The following is a 25534-nucleotide window of genomic DNA, read 5'->3' on the forward strand; positions in this document are numbered from 1 at the left end:
TGTTCCCCGAAGGGGTGACGGTCTTTACGCTGACCCTGTCAAGAACATTGCGGGGCAACGTGAATCAGATGCAGGGCTCGCTCATCGCGGGCCGCTACCGGCTCGCCGACGCGATCGGCAGCGGCGGCATGGGCCGTGTGTGGCGTGCGCACGACGAGCTGCTGCACAGGGCCGTCGCCATCAAGGAACTGACCGCCGCGCTGTACGTCTCCGAGAGCGACCAGGCCGTCCTGCTGGCACGCACCCGGGCGGAGGCCCGCGCCGCCGCGCGGATCAACCACTCGGCCGTCGTCACCGTGCACGACGTGCTCGAACACGACGGCCGTCCCTGGATCGTGATGGAGCTGGTCGAGGGCCGCTCGCTGGCCGACGCGGTCAAGGAGGACGGACGCGTCGAGCCCACCGAGGCCGCGCGGATCGGCCTGTGGGTGCTGCGCGCGCTGCGCGCCGCGCACACCGCCGGCGTCCTGCACCGTGACGTCAAGCCCGGCAACGTGCTCCTCGCCCACGACCGGCGGGTCCTGCTCACCGACTTCGGCATCGCCCAGATCGAGGGCGACACGACCATCACCCGCACGGGAGAGGTCGTCGGATCCGTCGACTACCTCGCGCCCGAGCGGGTCCGCGGCCAGGACCCGGGCCCGTCCTCCGACCTGTGGGCGCTCGCCGCGACCCTCTACACGGCGGTCGAGGGCCGTTCGCCGTTCCGCCGCACCTCGCCGCTGACCACCCTCCAGGCGGTCGTCGAGGAGGAGGCCGAGGAGCCGCGCCACGCCGGCCCGCTCGAACCCGTGATCACGGCCCTGCTGCGCAAGGACCCGGCGGACCGGCCCACCATGGCCGAGGCCGAACAACTGCTCGCCGAAGCGGCGGAGGGCCGCCGTCCGAGCGGCGCCCAGGCGTTCGTTCCGACGCGGTTCACCGGCGACGGCACGGGCGGCTACCGGACGGGCGGCACGGGCGCGGGTGCGGGCACGGGCGGTCATCAGGGGACCGGCACGGCAGGCTCGTACGGCGCTGCGGCGGCGGAAGCGGCGGCTGCGGCTCCGGGCTCCGGCGAGGCGCCCGGCCGGCACCGGCACGACACGCAGCCCCACGCCCAGTCCGGGCACCAGCCGTACGGGACGGTCCCGACCGCTGTCGGCCGGCCCCCCGTCGGCCAGGCGGCCCCGGCCGGTCCGGGCCCGGTGCCGCCGGTGGCGGTCCACTCCTCGCGGGCCCCCGCCGAGCCCACGCGCTCCTCGCGGCGCCGGAAACTGCGCAACCTCACGCTCGTGGTCGTCGTCGCCGCGCTGGTCGGCGGCGGTACGGCGCTGACGTTGCAGAAGTGGGACGAAGGCCGGCGCTCGACCGCCGGCGCCGCCACGCCCGGCACCTCGCCGACGCCCACCGGCAAGCGCGCCGAGCAGGGCGCGGTGCCCGACTCCTGGGAGAAGGTGACCGACCCCCTCGGCTTCGGGCTCTCCCTGCCCCCGGGCTGGAAGCGCCAGATGTTCCAGGACGCCGGCGACCTCAAACAGATCGACTACACGCCCGACGGCGGCGAGCACTTCGTCCGGATCGCCATCGACGCCTCCCCGGACTTCGCCGACCCGCTCGCTCACCAGCTCGATCTGGAACAGCAGTTGCAGCGGCTGGTCGACTACAAGCGGGTCACGCTGGAGCGGAACCTCTACCGCGACCGCGACGGCGCCGAGTGGGAGTACTCCTGGACCGCGCAGGCCAAGGACACGGAGTTCCCCGGCCCGCGGCGCGCGATCGAGGAGACGTACATCGCCCGCGACGGCACCGAATACGTGATCTACATGTCCTCGCCGGCCGAGGACTGGGACACCGCCGCCCAGCAGTTCAAGTCCGTGCTGCGGAGCTGGCGCGAACCGGCGGGCGCTTCCTGAGCCGGAGTGTGCGCCGCCCTCCGCTCCGCGCCCTCCGGCCGTGTGTGTGACTTGGCCGGTCGCCGCCCCGGAGGCGTGCCGTCCGGTGCGGCATGATGGGGCGCATGGGGACCGAGGGGGACGACGGCCGGGTGATCGCCGGCCGCTACCGGCTGGAGACGAGGCTCGGGCGCGGTGGCATGGGCGTCGTCTGGCGGGCCACCGACCGGCTGCTGGGGCGGCGCGTCGCCGTCAAGGAACTGGTCCAGGACGACGCGCTCTCGGCGGCGGAGGCCCGTGGCCGGCGCGACCGGACGCTGCGTGAGGCCCGCGCGGTCGCCCAGCTGAGCCACCCGCACATCATCGTCGTGCACGACGTCGTCGAGGAGGACGAACGTCCCTACATCGTGATGGAGTTGGTCGACGGCGGCTCGCTCGCCGACCGGATCGCCGAAGGCGGCCCCGTGGAGCCGCGCGAGGCGGCCCGGATCGGCGCCGACCTGCTCGGCGCCCTGAGTGCCGCGCACGCCGCCGGAGTGCTGCACCGGGACATCAAGCCCGCCAACGTCCTGATCGAGGCCGGCACCGGCCGCGCCGTCCTCACCGACTTCGGGATCGCCCAGGTCGCGGGGGCCACCACGCTCACCGAAACCGGGTCGTTCGTCGGCTCGCCCGAGTACACCGCGCCCGAGCGGATGTCCGGCGAGCGGACCGGTCCGGCGTCCGACCTGTGGTCCCTGGGCGCGCTGCTGTGCACCGCGCTCAGCGGTGAATCGCCTTTCCGGCGCGACTCGTTGGGCGGCATCCTGCACGCCGTCGTCTTCGCCGAGATCCGTACGCCCCCGCAGGCCGCGCCGCTGCTGCCCGTCGTGCGGGGGCTGCTGGAGCGCGACCCCGACCGGCGGCTGGGCGCGGCGGAGGCGGAGCGCCTGCTGCGCGCCTTCCTGGACACCGGGCGCACGCCGGAGACGGCTCGGGACACCGGACGTACGCTGTCGGGGTGGCGCAACACCGGGCGCACGGCTTCGGCCTGGCTGCACACCGGGCGTACGCCGTCGGCGCGGGCGGCGGTCGGGTACACGCCCACGCAGGCCGACGTGCCGCTGCGGCAGCCCCCGCTCCCCGAGGAGGCGGGCTCCGGCCGGGAGCGCTCCCCGAGGGGCGTGCTGGTGGCGGCGCTGCTGGTCGCCGCGATGGCGGGGGCCGGGGTGTCCGCGGCGGCGCTGCTGGTGGACCAGGGCGCCAACGACGGCGGCCCGACGGCGAGTTCCGCGCCGGGACGGCCCACGAGCGCCTCGCCCACGGGGGCGTCACAGACGGGGTCGCCGCCCACGACGTCGTCTTCGGGAACTTCCTCCACGGGACCGTCGTCCACGGGATCGTCCAAGGGGGCGGACGCCACCGGCGCGGGCCCTTCGCGGACGAGCGGGGCGTCCGGCAGGGAACGGCCCTCCGCGCCCTCCGGGTACCGCGTCGCCGACGACCCGGCGGGGTTCGCGCTCGCCGTGCCGGACGGGTTCACCCGCGTCCCGCAGGGCGAGCGCGTCTTCTACATGTCGCAGGGTGACAGGTTCCGCCTGGGCATCAAGATCTCCGCGCCCCAACGGGGCGGTCCGCTCGGCGTGATGCGGCGCTCGGCCGCCAAGGGGGGCGACAACTACCCCGGTTACCGCGACGGCCGTGTCACCGAGACCACGCGCGACGGACGGCCCGCCGCGCTCTGGGAGTTCAGCTGGGACGGCTTCAGCGTGACGGAGGGGCGCCGGCACACCTACGACCTGTGCTGGGAGGAGGACGGCCGGATGTACGACGTGTGGGTGTCGGGGCCGGTCGGCGAAGTCCGGCAGGCGCGGGAGTACTTCGACGTGGCGGTCGACACGCTGGTCCCCGCCTGACGCCCAGGAGTCCGTCCCGCCGCCCTGCGACGCCCGCCACACGTCGTGCCGGTCTACGCCGGGCCCTTCGTGGTAGTCATGAGACATGACTGACGACGGGGAGCCCGAAGACGACAAGGGCCGGATAGTCGGCGGGCGTTACCGGTTGCTGGAACGCATCGGTTCCGGCGTCACGGGCACCGTCTGGCGGGCGCACGACGAGATCGACGAACGCGAAGTCGCCGTCAAGCGGCCCCACTCGCCCGACGACCCCGACGACGAGGAGCAGCGCAGAGCCGCCCACCGTCTGTACCGGGAGGCGCGCGCCGCCGCCCGCGTCGACCACCCCTCCGCGGTCGCCATCCACGACGTGGTGATGGAGGAGGACGAGGGCCGCCAGGACGCGTTGCCCTGGATCGTCATGGAGTCGGTCCGCGGCGAGTCCCTGGACGAGGTCCTGCGGCGCGGCCCGCTGAAGCCGTCCGAGGCCGCCCGCATCGGCCTCGCCGTCCTCGGGGCCCTGCGCGCCGCGCACGCCGTGGGCATCGTCCACCGGGACGTGAAACCCACGAACGTCCTGCTCGCCCCGCCCGACCGGGTCGTCCTCACGGACTTCGGCATCGCCGACACCCAGGGTGAGGACGCACCCGTGCAGGGTGAAAGCCAACTCCTTCTGGACCACGGCGAGTTCGTGGCGCCCGAGCGGACGTCCGGGCTGGGGGCCGCCGGGCCCGCCGCCGATCTGTGGTCGCTCGGCGTCCTGCTGTACGCCGCCGTGGAAGGGCGCGCCCCCGGTCACGCCGGCTCCGCGGACGGGCGACCCGAACCGAAGGAGGCCGGCCCGCTGGGCCCGCTCCTCGTACGGCTGCTGGAGCGGGACCCCGAGCGCAGGCCGTCCGCGACGGAGGCCGCCGCGGTGCTGGAGGCGGTGGCGGAGGGGCGGACGCCGCCCGAGCCCGGCCCGCGCCCTGGGAACGCCAGGAGCCTGAGGAACCCCAGGGGGCAGAAGCAGCCGAGAAGCCCCAGGGGGTCGAGGCGGCGCAAGGCGGAGCCGTCGTCCGACGACCCGCGCGTGGCGTCCTCCGAGGAACGGACGGCCGCCCCGCTTCCCACCCCGCCCCCCGATCCGTCGCCGCGCCGCCGCCCCCTGCACAGCCGCCCCCTGCCCCTGACCCTCCTCACGCTCCTCCTCGCCGGAGGCGCCTGGCTCGGGACGTCCTTCGTGGGCGAGCCCGACAGCGGGGCGAGCACCGAGCGGACCGGGTCGTCCTGGGTCGCCCACCCCGAGCCCGCGATGGGCGCCGTCCTCTCCCTACCCGCCGGTTACCGGGAGACGGCCCGGCAGGGCAGCGGCGGCGGGCGTGAGCCCCGGGTGGTCGTCTACTCGGCCGGCCCCCTCGTCGTACGGCTCACGCAGTGGGACCGTGCGCCCGCCTCCCCGGCGGAGCGGGCCGCGCAGGCGGGCGAGGCGTGGAGCCGTGCCGGGGGAGGCGCGCGGACGCTGACCACCGTCACGAGCTTCCGCGGTCAGGAGGCCGTCCTCACCGACACCACCCGCGGTCCCGCCGGCCGTGCGGCCCGCGTCCTCGAACTCTTCGTCCGCACCGACGACCGGCGACTGTACGAACTGCGCGTGGACATGCCCAAGGGAACGCCGGAAGAGGAACGCGGCGCCGCGGTTTTCCGGTCGGCCCGTGACCGCCTCCGCGTCGGTGAACACTGATGCACGCCGCCTGATCAGCGGCTTTGCTGCCAGTGACCACTGGCGTCGTGTGCGCACCCGGTGAACGACTATTACCGACGGGTACCAAAAGGCCTTCGGGCGTCATACCCTGCGCCTCATGACGGACTCGCAGGCCACGGACAGCACCGGCGCCAAGACCCCGGCCGGTACCAATCCCCTCGCCCCCGCCCCCATCGGCGTCCGCACCGCCGCGGACGTGGTCACCCCCCAGCTCGTCGCCCACCTCACCAAGGGCGTCGTGGGCTCCGGGCGCACGGCCAACCACACGCCCTTCACCGGCGAGAAGCTCGCCGACCTGCCCGAGTCCACCCCGCAGGACGTGGAGAAGGCGTACGAGGCGGCCCGCGCCGCCCAGCGGGTCTGGGAGCGGGTCCCGGTGCGCGAGCGTGCCGCGGTCCTGCTCCGCTTCCACGACCTGATTCTGGAGCGCCAGGGCGAGGTCCTCGACCTGATCCAGCTGGAGACCGGCAAGGCGCGGCTGCACGCCCACGAGGAGGTGCAGGCGGTCGCCGTCGCCGCCCGGCACTACGGCCGCAAGGCCCCCGCCTACCTGAGGCCCAAGGGCCACACCGGCGCCGTACCGACGCTGACGAAGGTCACCGAGCTGCGCCACGCGCGCGGGGTCGTCGGCCAGATCGCGCCCTGGAACTACCCGCTGGAGCTGTCCGTCGGCGACGCGCTCCCGGCGTTCGCCGCGGGCAACGCCGTCGTCATGAAGCCGGACACCGAGACCTGCCTGACCGCTCTGTGGGCGCGGGACCTGCTCGTCGAGGCGGGCCTGCCCGAGGGCGTCTTCCAGGTCGTCCTCGGCGAGGGCCCGGTCGTGGGCCCCGAGGTCGTCCGGCACGCCGACTACGTCTCCTTCACCGGCTCCACCCGCACCGGCCGCGAGGTCGCGCAAGGCGCCGCCGCCCGCCTGATCGGCGTCTCGCTGGAACTCGGCGGCAAGAACGCCATGCTGGTCCTCGAGGACGCCGACATCGAGAAGGCGGCCGCGGGCGCGGTCCGCGCGTGCTTCTCCTCCGCCGGCCAACTCTGCATATCCATCGAGCGGTTGTACGTCCACGAGTCGATCGCCGACGCCTTCCTGGAGCGCTTCGCCGCCCGCACCCGTGCCATGCGGCTCGGCAGCTCCCTCGCCTACGGCGCCGACATGGGCTCGCTCGCCGGAGAGCGCCAGCTGAAGGCGGTCGAGCAGCACGTGGAGGACGCCCTCGCCAAGGGCGCGAAGGCGATCGCGGGCGGTGTGGCGCGCCCCGACATCGGCCCGTACTTCTTCGAGCCGACCATCCTCGACGGCGTCGAGGACTCCATGAGCGTGTGCACGGAGGAGACGTTCGGGCCGGTCGTCTCCGTCTACCGCTTCAAGAGCGACGACGAGGCGGTCGAGCGCGCCAACTCCACGCCGTACGGGCTCAACGCCTCCGTGTGGACGACGAGCGCGCGCCGCGGCCGGGACGTCGCCGCCCGGCTGCGCACCGGCACGGTCAACGTCAACGAGGGCTACGCGTCCGCCTACGGCAGCGTCCAGTCCCCCATGGGCGGCATGAAGGACTCCGGCCTCGGCCGCCGCCACGGCTCCGAGGGCATCCTCAAGTACACCGAGGCGCAGACGGTGGCCCACCAGCGCCTGCTGCCGATGGCGCCCTCGCTCGGCATGGACGACGAGAAGTACGCGCAGTTCATGAGCCGCAGCCTGAAGCTGATGAAGACCCTCCGGTTCAAGTAGTCCCCGGGCCGCAGGGGCGCCCGGGCCCGCCGGCCGTTCGGCAGGAACACCCGTTCTCGACGAGGAGAGCACGTGCCACAGGACACCTACGACTACGACGTGGTCGTCGTCGGATCGGGCTTCGGCGGCTCGGTGACGGCCCTCCGCCTCACCGAGAAGGGCTACCGCGTGGGCGTCCTGGAGGCGGGCCGCCGCTTCACCCGCGCCACGCTGCCGAAGAACTCCTGGGACCTCAGGAACTACCTGTGGGCGCCCCGGCTCGGCCTGTACGGCATCCAGCGCATCCATCTGCTGGGCAACGTCATGGTCCTGGCCGGCGCGGGCGTGGGCGGCGGCTCCCTCAACTACGCCAACACCCTCTACGTCCCGCCGAAGCCGTTCTTCGAGGACCCGCAGTGGCGTGACATCACCGACTGGCAGGACGAGCTCCGGCCGTACTACGACCAGGCCCGCCGGATGCTCGGCGTCCGCCTCAACCCGACGACCACCCCTTCCGACGTGCATCTGAAGGCGGCCGCCGAGCGGATGGGCGTCGGGGACACCTTCCACATGGCGCCGGTGGGCGTGTTCTTCGGCGACGGGCAGGACGCCGACGGGTCGGCGCGGGCGAAGCCGGGGGAGGAGGTGCCGGACCCCTACTTCGGCGGGGCGGGTCCGGCCCGCAAGGCCTGCACGGAGTGCGGCGAGTGCATGACCGGCTGCCGGCACGGCGCGAAGAACACCCTCAACGAGAACTACCTGTACCTCGCGGAGAAGGCGGGCGCGGTCGTGCACCCGCTGACGACGGTCGTCTCGGTCACGGACGACTCGCGCGGCGGCTACGCGATCGCCACCCTGCCTACCGACGACCGCCGCAAGGGCGGGGGGCGGACGTTCACGGCCCGCAGGGTCGTCCTCGCCGCCGGCACCTACGGCACCCAGACCCTCCTGCACCGCATGAAGGAGAGCGGCCGGCTCCCGTACCTCTCCGACCGGCTCGGCGAGCTGACCCGCACCAACTCCGAGGCCCTGGTGGGCGCCCAGACCGACGACCGCCGCTACCGCAGGGCCACGGGCCACCAGAAGGTCGACTTCACCCGCGGCGTCGCCATCACCTCCTCCATCCACCCGGACGACGACACCCACATCGAGCCGGTCCGCTACGGCAAGGGCTCCAACTCGATGGGCGGCTTGTCCATCCTCCAAGTGCCCTACGCCGAGGGCTCGTCGAGGGTGGCCGGCTGGCTGGCGCACGCCGCCCGTCACCCCCTGCTCGTCCTGCGCTCCCTGTCCAACCGGCGCTGGTCGGAGCGGACCATCATCGGCCTGGTGATGCAGTCCCTGGACAACTCGCTCACGACATACCTGAAGCAGTCCGGCCCCGGAAGAGGTCTGCTGACGGCCCGTCAGGGGCACGGCAGTCCCAACCCGAAGCAGATCAGGGCGGCTTCGGAGGCGGCCTCCGCGATCGCCGCCGACATCAACGGCTTCGCCGGCTCCAACGTGGGCGAACTGATGGGCACCCCGCTCACCGCCCACTTCCTCGGCGGCTGCCCCATCGGGGACTCGCGTGAGAGCGGCGTGATCGACCCCTACCACCGTCTCTACGGCCACCCCGGGATCTCCGTGGTCGACGGTGCCGCGGTCTCGGCGAACCTGGGCGTCAACCCGTCACTGACGATCACCGCCCAGGCGGAGCGCGCGATGTCCTTCTGGCCCAACAAGGGCGAGGAGGACCCGCGTCCGGCGCAGGGCGCGGTGTACGAGCGTCTGAAGCCGGTCGAGCCGAAGGCGCCGGCGGTCCCGGCGGACGCCTTCGGTGCGCTGCGGCTGCCGTTCCTGGGGATGCCGGCGGTGCCGCCGAAGAAGTAGCGGGGTGCGCGGGGTGTGCGGGGCGCCCGGCGTGGGGGCACTGTGAGATCGGGCGGGGTGCGGGGTGCTCTTGGCGCGGGGCGCGCGGTGCTCCTGGCGGGGGCGCATGTGAAAGAGGGACCTGCGCCCCCCTCCGAGTGCAGGTCCCTCTTCGTCCGTGGCCGGCTCTCAGCGCCGGCTCGGGGTCACGCCGTCTTGCGGCGACGCACCGCGAACACCACGCCCGCGCCCGCGAGGACGGTGACGCCGCCGGCCAGGGCGATCACCGGCAGAGCGGAGCCGGAGCCGGTCTGGGCGAGGCTGCCGCTGATCGGCTTGGCGCCGCCCTGGACCTTGGTGCCCTCGGTGCCGGTGGGCTTGTCCCCGTTGGGCTTCGCGTCGTCGACGTCGCCCGGCTCGCCGCCGGCGGCGAGGATCTCGACGTCGTAGAAGTCACCGTTGCCGTAGCACGCGGAGTCCTTGCCGGCGTAGACGGCCCCGCTCAGCGCGAACGCCGTGCCGGCCGGCGCCGACGCCTTGACCTGGATGCGCAGGTCGAGGGAGGCGGAGCTGTCCTTCTCCAGTACGTCCAGCAGGCCGGTGAAGGTGCCCGTGAGGTTGACCTGCTTGCCGTTCTCGTCCTCGTAGGAGTCCTGGTACGCGTCGGTCCACTTGCCGTCCTCCTTGACCTGGATGACGGCGAGGTTTTCGACCAGGGACGCGTCCGTGTCGTCGCCGTACTCGAGCATGACCTCCATGTACAGGTCCTTGAGGTCCTTGGCGGAGTCGTTGCTCACCGTGTACTCGAAGTCGTGCCAGCCGGAACCGGCGACGATCTTGTTCGGCAGCCCGGTGACCTCGGCCGAGAGGTCCTCGTCGAGCTCCATGTCCTCGCAGTCGGTCTCCGGGTCGAAGGCGCCCTCGTCACCGGCCGGTGCGCTCGCGGACGGTGACGGCTTGGTGCTCGACGAACTCGACACCGACGCGGACGGCGAGCTCGCGGTGCTCCCGCTCTGCGACGCCGAGACGGAGCCGGAAGGGCTGGGGGACGTGGACGAGGAGGCGTCGGCGCTCGACCCCTCGGAGGGCGAGGCGGAGGCGGAGCTGCTCTCGGACGAGGAGACGCTCGGGGACGGGGTGCTGTCGTCGGCGAAGGCGACGGGCCCGGACAGCAGAGCGAGCGGTGCGATGGCAGCGGTCGCCGCCATGGTGACCATGGCGCGGCGGAGCTTCATGAAGACCTCGTGTAGAGCAGGAGTGACCCGTGTGCAGTAGGTGTGACGGGTTGAAGCTGTGAACAGTTGTGCTGTTCTCACACGATCTTTATGTGTCCCGCGTCACATCACGGTCTTCCAGGCATGGCGAAGGGCCCCGCGGGACGGATCCGCGGGGCCCTTCTTCCGTCAGCACCGGCGTCAGGGCAGCGCCGGTGCCTGGGAGCGGCGCCGGGGGGTTGCGCCGCTGGTATGGGTGTCGCCCCTGGTGCGGGGTGACGATCTGGGGGAGTTTCGGCTGTTCGGGGCCTTCTGTGCATCGTGCTGGATGAAGGCGGTACCCGCAACCGTTCGACCCGCCCCTTGTGCGTTCTCACGGTTTCCGCCGGTCGGCCCCGGGCGTCCCCGGGGCCGGCCGTTCTCTTGGGTGACCGGGCTGCTGTCCCCTGCCGTCCGGTCACATCCCCGGAGCGAGGTCCCACGACGCACGACAGCGATCCGTGCGTCTCATCGCTCCAGCGAGCCACGCGTGGTTTCTTCCGGGCCCGCACCTGGCTGGTACGGACACCGGGACCAACGAACCCGCCCCCGGCCGGTCACGCGCCGTACGGGTGAGAGCGGTCCCGAACTCAGATGCGACCGCGGCACAGTTCGAGGAGCGTCATCGCGAGCGACGTGCCCGGCTTGCCGAGGGCCTCGCTGTAGTGGCCGAGGACCTCCATCTCGCGGGAGAGGTTCACGCGGCGGCCGCCGGAGGCGAGCCGGGCGTCCTGGATCACCGCGGAGACGGCCATCCGCTCCTGGATCAGACCGATGATCCGGTCGTCGAGCGCGTCGATGCGCTCACGGGCGCCGCTGATCACGTCGGCGGCCTCGGGGGTACGGGCGCCGGTCACGTCGAGGACGGTCATGGAGGGCTCCTTGGGGTGGAAGGCGGCCCGGCCCGGCAAGCCCCGGAGAACGCCAGACGCCCCGGGCCTTGTCGGCCCGGGGCGTCTGGGGAAGTCGCTCGTCAGTTGCTTCGAGCAGCACGACCACGGCAGCCGGCGGGCCGGGTGCCATAGGTAAAGACGAAGGTCGTGTGCGCGAGCATGCGGCCAGTATGCACGGCGTGGGGGCGGCGGCCAAAGGCGCTCGGATCCTGAGACGCCCGCCCGGATGATCAGCCCGTCCTGCGCCTGAGGACGAGCCCGTCCAGCGCCGAAACGGGGGTCCGGGGGCGGCAGCCCCCAGCGGCGGGACTGTCCCCACGCCACCTCGGTAGACTCGGCTAGCACAGAGACCAGCCCAAACCGCCGGAAGGCTCCCGTGTCATCAGCGACTCCCGCTGCCGCCGCCCCCGACACCGTCCTGGTCGTCGACTTCGGCGCGCAGTACGCCCAGCTCATCGCCCGTCGAGTCCGCGAGGCGCGGGTCTACAGCGAGATCGTGCCGAGCACCATGCCGGTGACGGAGATGCTCGCCAAGAACCCGGCGGCGATCATCCTCTCCGGCGGCCCCTCGTCCGTGTACGAGGAGGGCGCCCCCCGCCTCGACGGCGCGCTCTTCGAGGCCGGCGTCCCCGTCTTCGGCATGTGCTACGGCTTCCAGCTGATGGCGCAGACCCTCGGCGGCACCGTCGACAACACCGGCGCCCGCGAGTACGGCCGCACGGACCTGCACGTCTCCAAGTCGTCGTCCACCCTCTTCGAGGGCACCCCGGCCGAGCAGGCCGTGTGGATGTCGCACGGCGACGCCTGCTCCGCCGCCCCCGAGGGCTTCTCCGTCACGGCGTCCACCGACGTCGTCCCGGTCGCCGCCTTCGAGAACGACGAGAAGAAGCTCTACGGCGTCCAGTACCACCCCGAGGTCATGCACTCCACGCACGGCCAGCAGGTCCTGGAACACTTCCTCTACCGGGGCGCGGGCCTCAAGCCGGACTGGACCACCGGCAACGTCATCGAGGAGCAGGTCGCCGCGATCCGCGAGCTGGTCGGCGACCGGCGCGCGATCTGCGGTCTGTCCGGCGGCGTCGACTCCGCCGTGGCCGCCGCCCTCGTCCAGAAGGCCATCGGCTCCCAGCTGACCTGCGTCTACGTCGACCACGGTCTGATGCGCAAGGGCGAGACCGAGCAGGTCGAGAAGGACTTCGTGGCCGCGACCGGCGTGCAGCTGAAGGTCGTGGACGCGGAGGCCCGCTTCCTCGACGCCCTCGCCGGGGTCTCCGACCCCGAGGAGAAGCGGAAGATCATCGGCCGCGAATTCATCCGCGTCTTCGAGCAGGCGCAGGCCGAGATCATCGCGGACGAGGGCCCGGCCGTGGAGTTCCTGGTCCAGGGCACCCTGTACCCGGACGTCGTCGAGTCCGGCGGCGGCACCGGCACCGCGAACATCAAGTCGCACCACAACGTGGGCGGTCTGCCCGAGGACCTCGAGTTCAAGCTGATCGAGCCGCTGCGCAAGCTGTTCAAGGACGAGGTCCGCATGGTCGGCCAGGAGCTCGGCCTGCCGGAGGAGATCGTCCAGCGCCAGCCGTTCCCGGGTCCCGGCCTCGGCATCCGGATCGTCGGCGAGGTCACCAAGGACCGCCTGGACCTGCTGCGCGACGCCGACGCCATCGCCCGCGAGGAGCTGACCGCCGCCGGCCTCGACCGTGAGATCTGGCAGTGCCCGGTGGTCCTCCTCGCGGACGTCCGCAGCGTGGGTGTCCAGGGCGACGGCCGCACCTACGGCCACCCGATCGTGCTGCGCCCGGTCTCCTCCGAGGACGCGATGACCGCCGACTGGTCCCGTATCCCGTACGACGTGCTGGCGAAGATCTCCACCCGGATCACCAACGAGGTGCGGGACGTCAACCGAGTCGTCGTCGACGTCACCTCGAAGCCTCCGGGCACCATCGAGTGGGAGTGACCCCTCCGGGGTTCAGGTCCGTTTGAGAGTGCGCACCGGCTCTCCGGGCTTCCAGACCTGGACGACGAGATACGTGTCGTCCTCGACGTAGGTCCGCACGACCTCCGTCACTTCGGTGCGGAAGAGGTGGAACGGCTCCGGCGGTCCCACCTCTTCCACGTATCCGGCCTTCGTCGCCTCCTCGTCGCCGACCTCGAAGGCCCGCCCGCTGATCCGGACGTCCCCGCCGCCCATGTCGGTGCCTTCCCCGGGGTTGGCCTGGAGCGAGAACCGCGGATCCCGGCGCAGATCGAGCGCCTTGAGCGAACCGGTCATCATGCCGAGCCACAACTGTCCGCCGATGAACCGGACTTCGAGCCCGCTGGTGCGGGGCGAACCGTCCTTGCGCAACGTCGCCAGCACATGATGGACGAAGCCCCCGAACCGCTTTTCCACCACCGCCGCGAACTCCGGCGCCTCGGCGGCGAACCCCGCCCAGCTCACCGCCCCGCCCTCAGGCGTCCCACCATTGGATGTCATACGACGAGTCTGCCGCCGCCACCCGTCATCCCCCACCCGCGTCGTTCAGACCGCGTACCGCTCCGGGCGTACGAACCGTTCCTGCCCTTCCGCGTCCCGCACGGTCGTGCAGCCCGCCGCCGTGAGCCGCTCGGCGAGCTTCGCGCGCCGGGCGGTGTTGAAGCGCAGCACTCCCAGCGCGCCGAGCGGGAGCAGCACGGCGATCGTGAGGCAGACGGCGTACTTGCCGCTCAGAGCCGCCAGCAACGCGAAGAAGACGGCGGAGCCCCAGGCGATCGCCTTCAGCTGCGCCTGGTTGGCGGCATGGCCCAGACCCTCGTAGCGGATGAGGTCGGTGAGCAGATCGACGTCCGCCTGGGCCTCCGGCAGCGGTGTGAGCGTTCCCGGGCGCATCCCCGGGACCGGCCGGCCGGGGCCCAGATCGGGGAAGGCCGCCGAGTTGACCGCGGCCCGCTGCCGTGCCGCGGGGCTGGGATCGCGGACCAGATGGACGTGCACCATCCGCTGCCGGCCGACCAGTTCGACGCGCTCGTACCGAAAGCCGTAGCACTCGGCCACGTAGACCTGGGCGGCGAAGGTTTTCAACTCCGCGAAAGGGTGCATGAGCACGAAGGCGTTGCGCGTGGCGATCTGGCGCATGAGATACGTGAGGTGCCGGTCGGCGAGGGACAAGACGTGCTCCACGGATGACGGAAATCGTCATCTTTACATAACGACTCTGCCCTTTTGCTCTGACCGGCGGTAACTTCCGCAACGTAAGGCAACCCAGTCTGGAGGACCGATGCACGGGCCCACGCCGCCTGCCCCGCTGCCCACCGACCGGTTGCGGTTCGCGATGCCGCCGATGCACGACTCGGTCGAGGACGAGCGCCGGCACCGCAAGGAACGGCTGGCCGGCGCGGTGCGGATCTTCGGACGGCTCGGCTTCGAGGACGGGGTCTCCGGGCACATCACCGCACGCGACCCCGAGTACAGCGACTGCTTCTGGGTGAACCCGTTCGGCATGCCGTTCAAGCACGTCACGGTGAGCGACCTGGTGCTCGCCAACGCCGACGGTCAGGTCGTCGAAGGCGGCTACCACGTCAACCAGGCCGCCTTCACCGTGCACGCCCAGGTGCACGCCGCACGGCCCGACGTCGTCGCCGTCGCCCACTGCCACTCCGTGCACGGACGCGCCCTGGCCGCCCTCGGCGAACTGCTCGACCCGATCACCCAGGAGAGCTGCGCCTTCTACGAGGACCACGCCCTCTACGACGCCTACACCGGCGTGGCCGTCGACACCGAGGAGGGCCGGCGCATCGCGTCCGCGCTCGGCAGCCGCAAGGCGCTCGTACTGCGCAACCACGGCCTGCTCACCGTCGGCGACTCGGTGGACGCGGCCGCCTGGTGGTTCCTGTCGATGGAACGCTCCTGCCAGGTCCAGCTCACCGCCCGCGCAGCGGGCCGCCCGGTGCTGATCGACCACCGGGCCGCCGTCGCCACCCGGGAGCAGCTCGGCGGCGACCTGGTCGCATGGATCAACTACCAGCCGCTGTGGCAGGACATCAGCCGCAGCGAACCGGACCTGCTGTCCTGACCCCGGGCCCGCACCCGGCGTCCACCCCGCCGGGCGCACTTCCGACCCGGTCAACTCCGCGAAACACCCTTCACCCGCGCTGACCAGACCCGCCGAAACCGGACGGTGTGCCGTAGGGCACAATTCGCTCTCATCGCAGGCGAGTTGTTCAGCAGGACCGTGGCCGAAATTCTCGAGGGCCGCCGGTCGTGAAGGTCGCGGGGAAGGCAGGCATCGGACATGGCGGTCCAGGAGGCGCGACAGGGCCCGGACACGGGCGCGCACGCCGGCGGTTGCGCCTGCGGGGACTGCCCGCACGGGGCACGGGAGGGCCACCGGCGCGCGGTGGCCGCGTTCCTGTCCCGGCGCGACGAGTTCGCCGCCGGCCAGGGACTGCCCGCCGCCGTCGCCCACTCGGTCTCCGCCTCGCGCCAGTGGGTCTCCGAGGAACTGGCCCAGTCAGCCGAGCTCGTCGCAGAACGCGGCCGCGCCGAGGGCCAGGCCTGGCTCGCCCGCCTCTGGCTGCGCACGACGTACACGGTGTGGGCGGCGGTCCTCGCGCTGCTGCTGACGCAGTCCCTCACCGCGGTCGGCGCGGGCTGGAGCGACGCCCGCACCGCCGGGCTGCTCGCCGCGCTCGCCGTCGCCGGCGCGCTGACCGCGGCCTCCTGGTTCCACCGCGCTCGCGGCGGAGCACTGGCCCCCGTCATCGGCGAGGACAACCGCCTGTCCACCTCCCGCGCGGTCGCGGCCGCCTGGGTCCTGCTCGTGGCGTACGCGGTGCTCGTCCTCGCCGGACGGCTCGCCGCCGCCTCCGGTCCGCACGAACGCGACACGCTGATCTCCGGTCTCGCCCTCGAACGCGGCGCCGGCGTGGTGACCGTCCTCGCCGTGGTCTGCGGGATCGCCGTGCTGGTGCGTCGAGTGGTCGGCCTGCGCGTCCTCGGCCAGCGCCTGCAGAAGATCCGCGCCCACCGGCCGCGCGCCGCCGACCTGCTGACCGACGACTCCGGCCGCGGCGCCTTCGCCGACATCCAGTACGTCGTGATCAGCGCCGTCGCCGTCGTCTTCGCCGCCGTGCGCCTCGCCCGCCGCCCCGACCAACTGCCCGACCTGCCCTGGGGACTCGCCGTGGTGGTGCTGGTCTCCGCCGCGACCTACCTCGCCGGCAAGTACGCCGAGGGCGGCCGCCCCGTCATCCTCTCCGTCGTCCGCTCCCGCGAGGCCGGCGACCTGGACGCCCCGATCCGCACCGGCGACGACATCGAGATCCGCGGCGCGGGCTTCGTCCCGCCCGGCGCGCAGACCGCCGACCGTCTCTCCCGCATGGTCGTGCGCATCGGCACGGTCCACGTCCATGTGCCCCTCGTCCCCGTGACGGGCGGCTTCAGCAACCCCGCCGACGCACTGCTCACCGTCCCCGTCCCGGCGGACGTCGAACCGGGCCGCGTGGAGGTCCAGGTGGTCACCGCCGCCGGTGTGGAGACGAACCGCTGCACGATCGACGTGACGGACTGACCGGCGCTCACCGTCACTGCGCGCGGCACGCAGCGCCCGCCGGCGTCGCAACGCGCCGAGAAACCACGGCCACATTGTGAGCGCACCTCCTATTTCGTACGTAAGGTCTTTCGAGGGGTCCACCACGTCGGGCGAGAGGCGGCTACGGGCGATGACGCACAGCATGCGGACGGACACACACCCTCCCTACCTCGACGGGGGAAGCGACTGGCGGGACACCGCCACCCGGTACGCCCTCCTCCCACTGCGGGTCTTCCTCGGCATCACGTTCATCTACGCCGGTCTCGACAAGCTCACCGACAGCGCCTTCGTGCAGAGCAGCGGCGCCGGCTCCATCGGCGACACGATGCGCGCGGTCCGCGACTCCTCGGCCATCCCGGCCCTCGTCGACCTGGCCCTGAAGAGCCCGGTCGGCTTCGGCTACGCCATGGCCTTCGGTGAACTCGCCGTCGGCATCGGCACCCTCCTGGGCGTCCTGTCCCGGCTGGCGGCCCTCGGCGGAGCCCTGATCTCGCTCAGCCTCTGGCTGACGGTGAGCTGGGCCTCGGACCCCTACTACTACGGCAACGACCTCGCCTACCTGATGGCCTGGCTGCCCCTGGTGCTCGCCGGCGCTCCCGTCCTCTCCGTGGACGCCGTCTGGCGCACGAGGAAGCGACAGCGAACGGGCGGCTACTGATCACTCAGGGCCGGCCGGGGCGGCCCCCCTCCGGTCGGACTTCTCCGACAGGACCCGTCAGGTCGGGCCGTCTTCGCTCCCGGCCTACCGCTCAGCTCGCCGTTTCCGAACCGGCTCCGGGCGTCGCCCGGGCCGGTTCGCGCCGTCTGCGCAGGGACCGGCTCACCGCTCCCGTCGCCCCCGCGAGGACCAGACCGCCCACCACGACCGGGGCGACCACGAACCACGGGGTCTCCCACAGGCCGCCCGCGTCCCCCGCGTAGAGGACGCCCACCACGGTGAAGACCACGCCGGCGACCAGCCGGCCCGGCCGGAACTCATGACGCAGCACGGGCCACCTCCGCCTGTCCCACCGCGACCTGGAGGTCGAGGTCGATCGTCCCGGCGTCCTGACCGCCCGACGCCGGCGACAGGGTCATCTGCTTGTGCCGCCCCGGTTGCACGTCCACGTCCTTCTCGTCCTCGCCCGGTAGCTGGATGTCGCCCAGGGCCACCTCGACGCTCAGCCTCACCGTCACCTCCGGCGGCACGATCACCTTCAGCCGCCCGACCCCCAGCTCGGCCCCCGTACGAAGGGTCTGCCCCTTCGTCAGGTTCAGCCGGGACAGGTCCAGGACGGCGTCCCCGGTGTCGACCTCGTAGTCCGCCCGGACCTCCGTCACCGCGGCGGGCCGCCATGTCGTGTGCGTCCACCGGGTGCCGATGTTCTTGGGCAGGACGGCCGCCCCGGCCAGCAGGCCCGCCACGACGACCGCCAGGAACACCGACCCGGCGCCGGTGCGCCCGAGGTACGAGCTGACCGCGATGCCCACGCCCAGGATCACGAGCCCGGTGGCCAGACCCGCCTGGAGGCTGGTGCCCAGCGGGTGCTCGTCCCAGGTGAGCCGGGTGACGAGGCCGCCGGCCAGCGTGGCGAGCAGGAACAGCCAGCCGCCGATCCGTCGGGGACCGCGGGGCCGCGGCGCCGGGGCGGGCGGGCGTATCGACGTGTAGGGGATCTTGTGCCCGGCGAGCTCGACGTCGAAGACCGAGGTGGCGTCCGGGGTGTGCGGGTCCCGCGGGCCCCACAGATAGCCCGTGCCACCCTCGTGGGTGCCGTCCTTGACGATGGGGTCGCGCCACCAGGACGAGTAGGCGGCCGGAGCCGGCGGCGCCTTGGCCTCCGGCGGGGCGTCGGCGACGGCCTGGGCGGCGAGCGGGTCGGTATCGGAGGCGTCCCGGTGCTGGGACCAGTACGCGGCGCCGGCGAGCAGCAGGGAGAGGAGGGCGGCGAAGCTCAGCACGCCGCCGTTGTTCAGCATGGACAGGAACACCCCGCAGCCGACCAGCGCGAACAGCAGCGCCGCGAGCGCCTGCCCGTCGACCCGGCCGGTGAGGAGCTTGCGCACCTCGTTCTGGTCGTCGCCCGCGTACGGGACGAACAGCCAGGCGAAGCCGTAGAAGATGAGGCCGATGCCACCGGTCGCGGAGAGCACGGCGAGCGTGATCCGGAAGATCACCGGGTCCATGTCGCACTGCCGCCCGAGTCCCGCGCACACACCGGCGAGCAGCTTGTGCTCGCGGTCGCGGCGGAACCGGTGCGGGAGGCGGCCGGCGGGGTCCGGGTCGTCGGGCGGCCCGTGGACGCCGGAGGGCCTGCCCCGGTCTCCGGGGCCGCCTCCTGGGTCTCCGGGGTTTCCTGATCCGCCGGAGGTGCGGGGCCCGGTGCCTTCACCGGTGCCCGCGCGGGCGTCCGGCTGCTTGAACCCGGCCGCCTGCCCGTGTGCGCGCGGTTCCTCACCTGCGGCGCCGGGTGCGCCGGAGGACGGGGTGGCCGCGTCGGGCGCGGCGCCCCTGTCGGGCCCGGCGTCCGCGGCGTGCTGGTGATCTGTCATGGCTCCATGGTGGCGGGCGAGCCGCCTCCGCGGCAGTCGGAACGACCCTGGTCGGACCCTGATATCGGCCCTGAGAACCGGCCCGGGAGGCGTTCGAGCCGCGACGGCGCCGAAGATCAGGGGCGTCTCGGGGGCGAACCCTGATGCCCCTGTCCGACCGCCGTGTGAACATCGTTGGCATGCCGGAAGTCGCAGCAGCGCCACTCGTCGAACCGCGGCCGCCGCGCAAGCTCTACCGCAGCAGCGACGGACGCTGGCTGGGTGGTGTGGCGCGGGGGCTCGCCGGGCATCTCGGGCTGCCCGTGATCTGGGTGCGGCTCGTCTTCGTGGGCCTGTTCACGGCCGACGGCCTCGGCGCCCTGCTCTACGCGGCCTTCTGGTTCTTCGTGCCGCTCGGGGTCGGCGGAGTCGGCGACCAGAGGTCCCCCTCCCTCGTCGCCACCGAGACCGCTCCCGACGGCCGCCGCCGGCTCGTCGCCCGCAAGCCGGACAGGGGCCAGATCGTCGCCCTGCTCCTCATGGTCGTCGTCGCCATGGTCTTCGTCGGCAATGTGAACCTGGGCAGCGGCGCCAAGGCGTACCTGGTGCCCGCGGTGCTCGTCGGCGCGGGCGTCGCCCTCGTCTGGCGGCAGGCGGACAACGCCCGCCGGGCCCGCTGGGTCGAGGTCGGCCGCAGACGCCGTACGCTCACGCTCCTGCGCGCGGGCGCCGGCGTCCTCCTGGTCGCGGCCGGCGTGTCCGGGGTCTTCGTGCTGCAGGGCTCCACCGCCCACCTCGGCTCGGTCCTGCAGGCGGCCCTCGCGGTCCTCGTCGGCATCACCCTGCTCGCCGGGCCGTACCTGGTGCGGATGACGCAGGACCTGTCCGAGGAGCGGCTGATGCGCATCCGTGCCCAGGAACGCGCGGAGGTCGCCGCCCACGTCCACGACTCGGTGCTGCACACGCTCACCCTGATCCAGCGCAACGCCGAGAACGCCGGCGAGGTGCGCCGCCTCGCCCGCGCCCAGGAACGCGACCTGCGCACCTGGCTCTACAAACCCGAGGGCACCGGCAAGGACGAGGCGGACGAGCCGGACACGGTCGCCGAAGCGGTCCGGCGCAACGCCGCGGAGGTGGAGGACAACCACGGTGTGCCCATCGAGGTCGTGATAGTTGGCGACTGCCCGCTCGACGAGGGGGTGGCCGCGCAGATGCAGGCCGCGCGCGAGGCGATGGTGAACGCCGCCAAGTACGGTGGCGAGGGCGGCGCCGTGCAGGTGTATGCGGAAGTGGAGGGAAGGACGGTCTTCGTGTCCGTCCGGGACCGCGGTCCCGGATTCGACCTCGAGTCCATACCCGCCGACCGCATGGGCGTCAGAGAATCGATCATCGGCCGTATGGAGCGCAACGGCGGGACCGCGCGGCTGCGCGCGGTGCCGGGGGGCGGCACGGAGGTCGAACTGGAGATGGAGAGGGCGGAGAAGACGTCATGAGCGACCCCACCGAGGCCACCGAGGCGAACGGAACGGCGGGCGCGGCCGAGGCGGCCGAGCCGGCGCACTCCATCGGAGACGGCGACCGCGACGGCGCGGGAGGGCGCCGGGTGCGGGTGGTCCTCGTCGACGACCACCGCATGTTCCGCACCGGCGTCCAGGCCGAGATCGGCCGGACCGAGGAGACCGGCGTCGAGGTCGTCGGCGAGGCCGCTGACGTCGACCAGGCCGTCACGGTGATCACCGCGACCCGGCCCGAGGTCGTCCTCCTCGACGTGCACCTGCCGGGCGGCGGCGGAGTCGAAGTGCTGCGCCGCTGCGCCCCGTTGATGGCGGACGCCGAGCAGCCCGTGCGGTTCCTCGCCCTGTCCGTGTCGGACGCGGCGGAGGACGTGATCGGGGTGATCCGCGGCGGCGCCCGGGGCTATGTCACCAAGACGATCACCGGCGCCGACCTGATCGGCTCCGTGTTCCGGGTGCAGGAGGGCGACGCCGTCTTCTCGCCCCGCCTCGCCGGGTTCGTCCTCGACGCCTTCGCCTCCACCGACGCCCCGCCGGTCGACGAGGACCTCGACCGTCTCACGCAGCGCGAGCGGGAGGTGCTGCGCCTGATCGCCCGCGGCTACGCGTACAAGGAGATCGCCAAGCAGCTGTTCATCTCGGTGAAGACGGTCGAGTCCCATGTGTCGGCGGTCCTGAGAAAGCTCCAGCTGTCGAACCGGCACGAGCTGACGCGGTGGGCGACGGCACGGCGGCTGGTGTGAGCTCGGCGGCGGGCGCCGGAGCCAGCATCCGCAGCGCCCACCGGTAGTGCCGGACGGCTTTCACCACGCCGATCAGGCCCGCCAGCCACAGGATGGTGCCCGCGCCGACGCGCAGGGCGACGTCGGCGTGCGCCGACCGCCCGGCGCTCGCGCCGGCAGCGGAGGTGAAGGACGCCCACAGGCCGATCGCGCCGACGGTGAGGGAGGACAGCAGCCAGAACAGACTGAGGCCCGGGGAGCGCAGACGGGCGTCGGACAGCGGGTGGCTGTCCAGGGCGAGCCAGGCGTCGAGGAGCCGGCGCAGCTGCTGGTCGCGGCGCACGGCGAGCGCGACGGCGACGACGGAGGGGGTCAGCGCGGCGAGTCCGAGAAGGGCGAAGACCGGGCCGAGCAGGAAGCCCGTGGGGTCCCGCTCCTCGAACTGCTTCAGCGGCAAAACCAGCAGCGCCCAGCCGATGATCGCCGCGAGCGCCAGCAGCCACAGCAGCAGGACACGGTGCACGCCGAGGCTGTGCCCGTGCAGCTCCTCCAGCGCCCGCTCCCGGTCGGCCAGCAGCGCCGACCGGTCGGGCCAGGACCGGATGTGCGGCGGGGGAGGGGGAGGCGGCAGCGCGGCTGGAGACATCGGGCCTCTTTCGAGCGGGCCAGGGGCGTGAGCGGCAGGCGCGAGACGGCGGTCTGCCCGACGCCGACGTACAGGCGCGGTGCCGTTCGCTTCGCGCGCTGAACCTACCGCGTCGCATGCCCATGCCACGCAGACCCGACGGTCGGTCCGCATCGGGTCGCAGCCCGGCCACCCCGCCCCGGCCGCCCAGGTGCTCTCACACCACTCGCGTCGCCCCCGCGAAGGGCATCTCGTCGAGGGGGGCCACGCGTACCGGGGCCGAGGGGTTGGGGGCGTGGATCATCTTGCCGTCGCCGATGTAGATGCCGACGTGGGTGATGCCGGAGTAGAAGAACACCAGGTCGCCGGGGCGCAGTTCGGAACGCGAGACACGTCGGCCGGCGTCGATCTGCGCATACGTGGTGCGGGGCAGGGCGACGCCCGCGGAGCGGTAGGAGGCCAGGACGAGCCCCGAGCAGTCGAAGGCGTTCGGGCCGGTCGCCCCCCATACATAGGGGCTGCCGAGCTTGGAGTAGGCGTAGGAGACGGCCTCCGCGGCACGGGAGCTGGGCGCCTCGGCGGTGGCGGAGCCGACGGCCGGGAGGGCGTCGCGGGCGCCCGTGGAGCCGCGGGAGGCCCGCGGGTCCGTGCCGCCGCCCGTCCCCTCGTCGTCGAACTCGGCCCGGTCCCGCGCCGTGAGCCGGGACAGCAGGTCACGCGCGGCGTCCAGCTTGCCGGTGATCGTCTTCTTGTGCCGCCGCAGTTCGGCCTGGCGCTTCTTGAGCGAGGTCAGCTCCACGCGCGCGGCGCCGCGCAGTTGCTCCACCTCGCGCACCTGCTCGCGGACCCGGGCGACGGCCCCGGACTGCCGGTCGCCAGCCCGCTCGGCGAAGGCGGCGCCGTCGAGGTAGGCGTCGGGGTCGTCGGAGAGGAAGAGCTGCATCGCGGGATCGAGGCCGCCGCCGCGGTACTGGGCGGCCGCCATGTTGCCGAGCGCCTCACGCGCCGTGTTCAGCCGCAGTTCCCTGCGGGCGGCCTCGTCCTGTAAGCCCTTCAGCCGCCGCTCGGTCGCCGTCGCCTTCTCCTGCGCCCCGTTGTACTTCTCGGTGGCGGCCTCCGCCTCCTGGTACAGCTTGTCGACCTTGGCCTTCACCTGCGCCGGAGTGGCCTGGGGGGCGGCGATGCCGGCCCCTTCGAAAGCCGTCGCGCCCGCCGCGCCGGCGAGGGCGAGGGTGGCCGCCGTTCGGACCGTATGGCCGCCGAGCGAGCGATGTCTCGGCTTGCGGTGCGCTGCCACGTGGGACTGCACGTCCTTTCGTACGACCGCCTCGTCGGTACGGCCGTCGGGTGGGGCCGGGCGGGGGCCCGTGCCCGCCGTGGGGAGCGGACGGACGTACGGCCGCGGGGAGCGGCTGACGCGTCCGGCGACGGCCCGCTCAGGGAAGCGGACGCGCCGCCGGACTTTCGGCGGTGGTGGCCGACTGCCGTCCCTGGTCCGGACGGCGGTGGGGAGCCGGTCACCTGGGGGAGGACGCTAGGCCCGGTGATGTCGGGTCGGTAACGAGATGTACGGAAGTGACACCAGTGGACTGGAGGGTGACCGGACATGGTCGTCAGGCCGGTCCGAAGCCGTCGGTTTCGCGCACTTCGGTGATCGATGCGGTGCTTTCGGGGCGGCTTCCGACGGCGGGCTGCTATGCGGCGCACATATGCGAGACCGGCGCGAGGGGTGGGCCGGTGTCGGGCGGCGACAGCACCGCTGACTAGCATCCGGCTCCATGGACGTACTCATCCATCTCTTCGTCGGCCTGCACATCATCGGCATCGCCGCGCTGCTCGGGGGCTTTCTCACCCAGATGAAGGCGATGGGCCGGGGCACGGCCCATTTCGTCCCCGCGATGCTGCACGGCGCGGCGACGATGCTGGTCACCGGTGTCGTCCTGGTCGGCCTCAACCAGGCGGACGACCAGGCCGTCAACAACATCAAGATCGGTGTGAAGCTCGCCCTGCTGGTCGTGATCCTCGGTCTCGTCTACGTGAAGCGGGACGAGGAGAGCGTGGAGAAGCCGCTCTTCGGGCTGGTCGGGGCGCTGACCGTGGCCAACGTCTTCATCGCGGTGCTCTGGACCTGACGCGGCGCGCAGGGCAGGGGCCCGGCACACCCGACCGGTGACCCCGTGCCCGTGCCCGGGCCCGGGCCTCCGGCTCAGGCCGGCCGGACCACGCCGTGGATCGCGGACTCGCCGTCGTAGAACACCGACTCCTCGCGCACGTACGCCCCGGGCTTGGGCGCGTGGATCATCATGCCGTTGCCGATGTAGAGGCCCACGTGGGTGACGTCGTCGTAGAAGAAGATCAGGTCGCCGGGCAGGGCGTCGGCCACGGAGACCGTCGTGCCGGCGCCGACCTGGTCGTAGGTGGTGCGCGGGAGGGAGACTCCTGCGGCCTTCCATGCGGCCTGGGTGAGACCGGAGCAGTCGTAGGAATCGGGTCCGGTGGCGCCCCAGACGTACGGCTTGCCGATCTGCGCGCGGGCGAAGCTCAGCGCCTTCCCCGCCTTGGTGCCGTACGAGGCGTCGGCGGTCGAGGAGGAGGATGACGACGGGGGCGCCGAGGGCGATGACGAGGGCGCGTCCGAGCCCGCGGAGCCGGCGCTCTCCTCCTGCGCCGCCCGCTCGGCCGCCTGCTGCCGCGCCAGCTCCGCCGCCTTGCGGGCGGCCTCCCGCTGTTTGCGCCTCTCGATCTCGGCGAGCCGCGCCTTCTCCTGCGCCGTCAGCTGCGACAGCAGCACGCGCGCGTCGCTGAGCTTCTTCTGGACGGTGGCCTTGGCGGTCCTCAGGTCGTTCTGGGAGGCGGTGAGCGTCTGAAGGCTCCGGGACGCCTCCTGCCGCTTCTTCATCGTGGCCGACTGCTCGGTGACGTAGGCGTCGACCGACTCCTTCTGGCGGCTGGTCAGCCGGTCCATCAGCTGCGTCCGGTCGAAGTAGTCCTGCGGGGTGTCCGCGAGCAGGAAGGTCGCGGTGTCGGGCGCGGAGGCGCCGGTGCGGTACTGCGCGGCGGCGAAGGAACCCAGCTCCTCGCGCGCCTCGTTGAGCTTCTCGGTGCGCCGGGCGACGTCGTCGAGTAGGCCGTCCACGCGCGTGCGTTGCTGGGCCGTCCTCTCCTTGGCGGCGTTGTACTTCTCGGTCGCCGACTCCGCCTGCCGGTAGAGGTCGCCGACCTTCTTCTCGACCTCCTCCAGACTCGGCTTGCCGTCGGCGGGGGGCGCGGCCTGGGCCGTCTGAGAGAGCAGCGCCACGGAGGCGAGGGCGGCGGTGGCGAGGGCGGGGGTGCGTATGCCCGCTACGCGCGTAACCGGCGAGCGTGGCTTGCGGTGCTGCGACGCCAAGGGAGGC

Annotated in this window: 22 protein-coding genes; 13 read left to right on the top strand and 9 right to left on the bottom strand. The window is 72.8% G+C overall.

What is annotated here, in order from left to right; genetic code table 11:
• Positions 1 to 68 precede the first annotated feature (68 nt).
• The 5 genes from EV567_RS17870 (at position 69) to EV567_RS17890 (ending at position 9072) form a co-directional block, all read left to right on the top strand.
• On the top strand, positions 69 to 1895 hold the full coding sequence (locus EV567_RS17870; protein ID WP_130441161.1) for a serine/threonine-protein kinase: 1827 nt from the start codon (positions 69 to 71) through the stop codon (positions 1893 to 1895).
• Between the two features lie 104 nt (positions 1896 to 1999).
• Positions 2000 to 3769: a serine/threonine-protein kinase gene (locus tag EV567_RS17875; protein ID WP_130441163.1), complete on the top strand. Its 1770-nt coding sequence runs from the start codon at positions 2000 to 2002 to the stop codon at positions 3767 to 3769.
• Between the two features lie 85 nt (positions 3770 to 3854).
• Complete coding sequence (locus EV567_RS17880) at positions 3855 to 5471, top strand: serine/threonine-protein kinase (RefSeq protein ID WP_130441165.1); 1617 nt, start codon at positions 3855 to 3857, stop codon at positions 5469 to 5471.
• 118 nt (positions 5472 to 5589) lie between these two features.
• Positions 5590 to 7221, top strand: a complete 1632-nt coding sequence (locus EV567_RS17885) for a succinic semialdehyde dehydrogenase (protein WP_130441167.1) — start codon at positions 5590 to 5592, stop codon at positions 7219 to 7221.
• A gap of 72 nt (positions 7222 to 7293) precedes the next feature.
• Complete coding sequence (locus EV567_RS17890; protein WP_130441169.1) at positions 7294 to 9072, top strand: GMC family oxidoreductase; 1779 nt, start codon at positions 7294 to 7296, stop codon at positions 9070 to 9072.
• A 185-nt stretch (positions 9073 to 9257) separates the two neighbouring features.
• On the opposite strand, the gene EV567_RS17895 is transcribed toward EV567_RS17890, so the two are convergent.
• The gene (locus EV567_RS17895; protein ID WP_242620873.1) at positions 9258 to 10031 is read right to left on the bottom strand and encodes an LPXTG cell wall anchor domain-containing protein; all 774 of its coding nucleotides are present in this window, start codon (positions 10029 to 10031) and stop codon (positions 9258 to 9260) included.
• Between EV567_RS17895 and EV567_RS28230 the strand changes: the two genes are divergently transcribed.
• Positions 10009 to 10326 (top strand): hypothetical protein, encoded by a 318-nt coding sequence (locus EV567_RS28230; protein WP_242620874.1) that lies wholly within the window; start codon positions 10009 to 10011, stop codon positions 10324 to 10326. The genes EV567_RS17895 and EV567_RS28230 overlap by 23 nt on opposite strands.
• Positions 10327 to 10894: 568 nt before the next feature.
• Here EV567_RS28230 and EV567_RS17900 read toward each other — a convergent pair.
• Positions 10895 to 11176 carry a chorismate mutase gene (locus tag EV567_RS17900; RefSeq protein WP_130441173.1) on the bottom strand — a complete coding sequence of 94 codons (282 nt, stop codon included), beginning with the start codon at positions 11174 to 11176 and terminating at the stop codon, positions 10895 to 10897.
• Between the two features lie 397 nt (positions 11177 to 11573).
• On the opposite strand from EV567_RS17900, the gene guaA reads away from it, so the two are divergent.
• Positions 11574 to 13154, top strand: coding sequence for a glutamine-hydrolyzing GMP synthase (gene guaA, locus EV567_RS17905; protein WP_130441175.1), 1581 nt, complete (start codon positions 11574 to 11576; stop codon positions 13152 to 13154).
• A gap of 12 nt (positions 13155 to 13166) precedes the next feature.
• Here guaA and EV567_RS17910 read toward each other — a convergent pair whose 3' ends face one another.
• Positions 13167 to 13673, bottom strand: a complete 507-nt coding sequence (locus tag EV567_RS17910; RefSeq protein WP_130441177.1) for a pyridoxamine 5'-phosphate oxidase family protein — start codon at positions 13671 to 13673, stop codon at positions 13167 to 13169.
• Positions 13674 to 13718: 45 nt separating this feature from the next.
• Positions 13719 to 14357: a hypothetical protein gene (locus EV567_RS17915; RefSeq protein ID WP_242620875.1), complete on the bottom strand. Its 639-nt coding sequence runs from the start codon at positions 14355 to 14357 to the stop codon at positions 13719 to 13721.
• 97 nt (positions 14358 to 14454) lie between these two features.
• Here EV567_RS17915 and EV567_RS17920 point away from each other — a divergent pair, with 97 nt between their 5' ends.
• The 3 genes from EV567_RS17920 (at position 14455) to EV567_RS17930 (ending at position 17425) form a co-directional block, all read left to right on the top strand.
• Complete coding sequence (locus EV567_RS17920; protein ID WP_130441179.1) at positions 14455 to 15249, top strand: class II aldolase/adducin family protein; 795 nt, start codon at positions 14455 to 14457, stop codon at positions 15247 to 15249.
• Between the two features lie 219 nt (positions 15250 to 15468).
• Entirely contained in the window at positions 15469 to 16746 is a 1278-nt protein-coding gene (locus EV567_RS17925) for a hypothetical protein (RefSeq protein ID WP_130441181.1), read from the top strand.
• Between the two features lie 151 nt (positions 16747 to 16897).
• Positions 16898 to 17425 (top strand): DoxX family protein, encoded by a 528-nt coding sequence (locus EV567_RS17930; RefSeq protein ID WP_130441183.1) that lies wholly within the window; start codon positions 16898 to 16900, stop codon positions 17423 to 17425.
• Positions 17426 to 17516: 91 nt separating this feature from the next.
• Here the strand turns inward: EV567_RS17930 and EV567_RS17935 are convergent, their stop codons facing one another.
• Both EV567_RS17935 and EV567_RS17940 read right to left on the bottom strand, forming a co-directional pair.
• A complete protein-coding gene (locus tag EV567_RS17935) occupies positions 17517 to 17756 on the bottom strand; it encodes a hypothetical protein (protein ID WP_130441185.1) in 240 nt (79 codons plus the stop codon).
• A complete protein-coding gene (locus tag EV567_RS17940; protein WP_130441187.1) occupies positions 17743 to 19299 on the bottom strand; it encodes a PspC domain-containing protein in 1557 nt (518 codons plus the stop codon). Before EV567_RS17940 ends, EV567_RS17935 begins: the two co-directional genes overlap by 14 nt.
• A 179-nt stretch (positions 19300 to 19478) precedes the next feature.
• Between EV567_RS17940 and EV567_RS17945 the strand changes: the two genes are divergently transcribed.
• Positions 19479 to 20771 carry an ATP-binding protein gene (locus tag EV567_RS17945; protein WP_130441189.1) on the top strand — a complete coding sequence of 431 codons (1293 nt, stop codon included), beginning with the start codon at positions 19479 to 19481 and terminating at the stop codon, positions 20769 to 20771.
• Positions 20768 to 21535: a response regulator transcription factor gene (locus EV567_RS17950; RefSeq protein WP_130441191.1), complete on the top strand. Its 768-nt coding sequence runs from the start codon at positions 20768 to 20770 to the stop codon at positions 21533 to 21535. Before EV567_RS17945 ends, EV567_RS17950 begins: the two co-directional genes overlap by 4 nt.
• On the opposite strand, the gene EV567_RS17955 is transcribed toward EV567_RS17950, so the two are convergent.
• Positions 21426 to 22160, bottom strand: a complete 735-nt coding sequence (locus EV567_RS17955) for a hypothetical protein (protein WP_130441193.1) — start codon at positions 22158 to 22160, stop codon at positions 21426 to 21428. The two genes, EV567_RS17950 and EV567_RS17955, sit on opposite strands and share 110 nt — an antisense overlap.
• Before the next feature lie 196 nt (positions 22161 to 22356).
• A complete protein-coding gene (locus tag EV567_RS17960) occupies positions 22357 to 23436 on the bottom strand; it encodes a C40 family peptidase (RefSeq protein WP_130441195.1) in 1080 nt (359 codons plus the stop codon).
• Positions 23437 to 23917: 481 nt separating this feature from the next.
• Between EV567_RS17960 and EV567_RS17965 the strand changes: the two genes are divergently transcribed.
• Positions 23918 to 24271, top strand: coding sequence for a hypothetical protein (locus EV567_RS17965; protein ID WP_130441197.1), 354 nt, complete (start codon positions 23918 to 23920; stop codon positions 24269 to 24271).
• A gap of 74 nt (positions 24272 to 24345) precedes the next feature.
• Here the strand turns inward: EV567_RS17965 and EV567_RS17970 are convergent, their stop codons facing one another.
• Positions 24346 to 25527, bottom strand: a complete 1182-nt coding sequence (locus EV567_RS17970; RefSeq protein WP_130441199.1) for a C40 family peptidase — start codon at positions 25525 to 25527, stop codon at positions 24346 to 24348.
• Positions 25528 to 25534 lie beyond the last annotated feature (7 nt).

The sequence above is a fragment of the Streptomyces sp. BK239 genome (genome assembly GCF_004217285.1).
Classification (GTDB): Bacteria; Actinomycetota; Actinomycetes; order Streptomycetales; family Streptomycetaceae; genus Streptomyces.

What these genes read in the sequence shown, in the direction of transcription:
- EV567_RS17925 (WP_130441181.1), top strand. Translation starts at nt 15,469, where the DNA reads ATGGCGGTCCAGGAGGCGCGACAGGGCCCGGACACGGGCGCGCACGCC.
- EV567_RS17870 (WP_130441161.1), top strand. Translation starts at nt 69, where the DNA reads ATGCAGGGCTCGCTCATCGCGGGCCGCTACCGGCTCGCCGACGCGATC.
- EV567_RS17950 (WP_130441191.1), top strand. Translation starts at nt 20,768, where the DNA reads ATGAGCGACCCCACCGAGGCCACCGAGGCGAACGGAACGGCGGGCGCG.
- EV567_RS17900 (WP_130441173.1), bottom strand. Translation starts at nt 11,176, where the DNA reads ATGACCGTCCTCGACGTGACCGGCGCCCGTACCCCCGAGGCCGCCGAC.
- EV567_RS17910 (WP_130441177.1), bottom strand. Translation starts at nt 13,673, where the DNA reads ATGACATCCAATGGTGGGACGCCTGAGGGCGGGGCGGTGAGCTGGGCG.
- EV567_RS17955 (WP_130441193.1), bottom strand. Translation starts at nt 22,160, where the DNA reads ATGTCTCCAGCCGCGCTGCCGCCTCCCCCTCCCCCGCCGCACATCCGG.
- EV567_RS17930 (WP_130441183.1), top strand. Translation starts at nt 16,898, where the DNA reads ATGACGCACAGCATGCGGACGGACACACACCCTCCCTACCTCGACGGG.
- EV567_RS17885 (WP_130441167.1), top strand. Translation starts at nt 5,590, where the DNA reads ATGACGGACTCGCAGGCCACGGACAGCACCGGCGCCAAGACCCCGGCC.
- EV567_RS17945 (WP_130441189.1), top strand. Translation starts at nt 19,479, where the DNA reads ATGCCGGAAGTCGCAGCAGCGCCACTCGTCGAACCGCGGCCGCCGCGC.
- EV567_RS17965 (WP_130441197.1), top strand. Translation starts at nt 23,918, where the DNA reads ATGGACGTACTCATCCATCTCTTCGTCGGCCTGCACATCATCGGCATC.
- EV567_RS17875 (WP_130441163.1), top strand. Translation starts at nt 2,000, where the DNA reads ATGGGGACCGAGGGGGACGACGGCCGGGTGATCGCCGGCCGCTACCGG.
- EV567_RS17920 (WP_130441179.1), top strand. Translation starts at nt 14,455, where the DNA reads ATGCACGGGCCCACGCCGCCTGCCCCGCTGCCCACCGACCGGTTGCGG.
- EV567_RS17940 (WP_130441187.1), bottom strand. Translation starts at nt 19,299, where the DNA reads ATGACAGATCACCAGCACGCCGCGGACGCCGGGCCCGACAGGGGCGCC.
- EV567_RS17880 (WP_130441165.1), top strand. Translation starts at nt 3,855, where the DNA reads ATGACTGACGACGGGGAGCCCGAAGACGACAAGGGCCGGATAGTCGGC.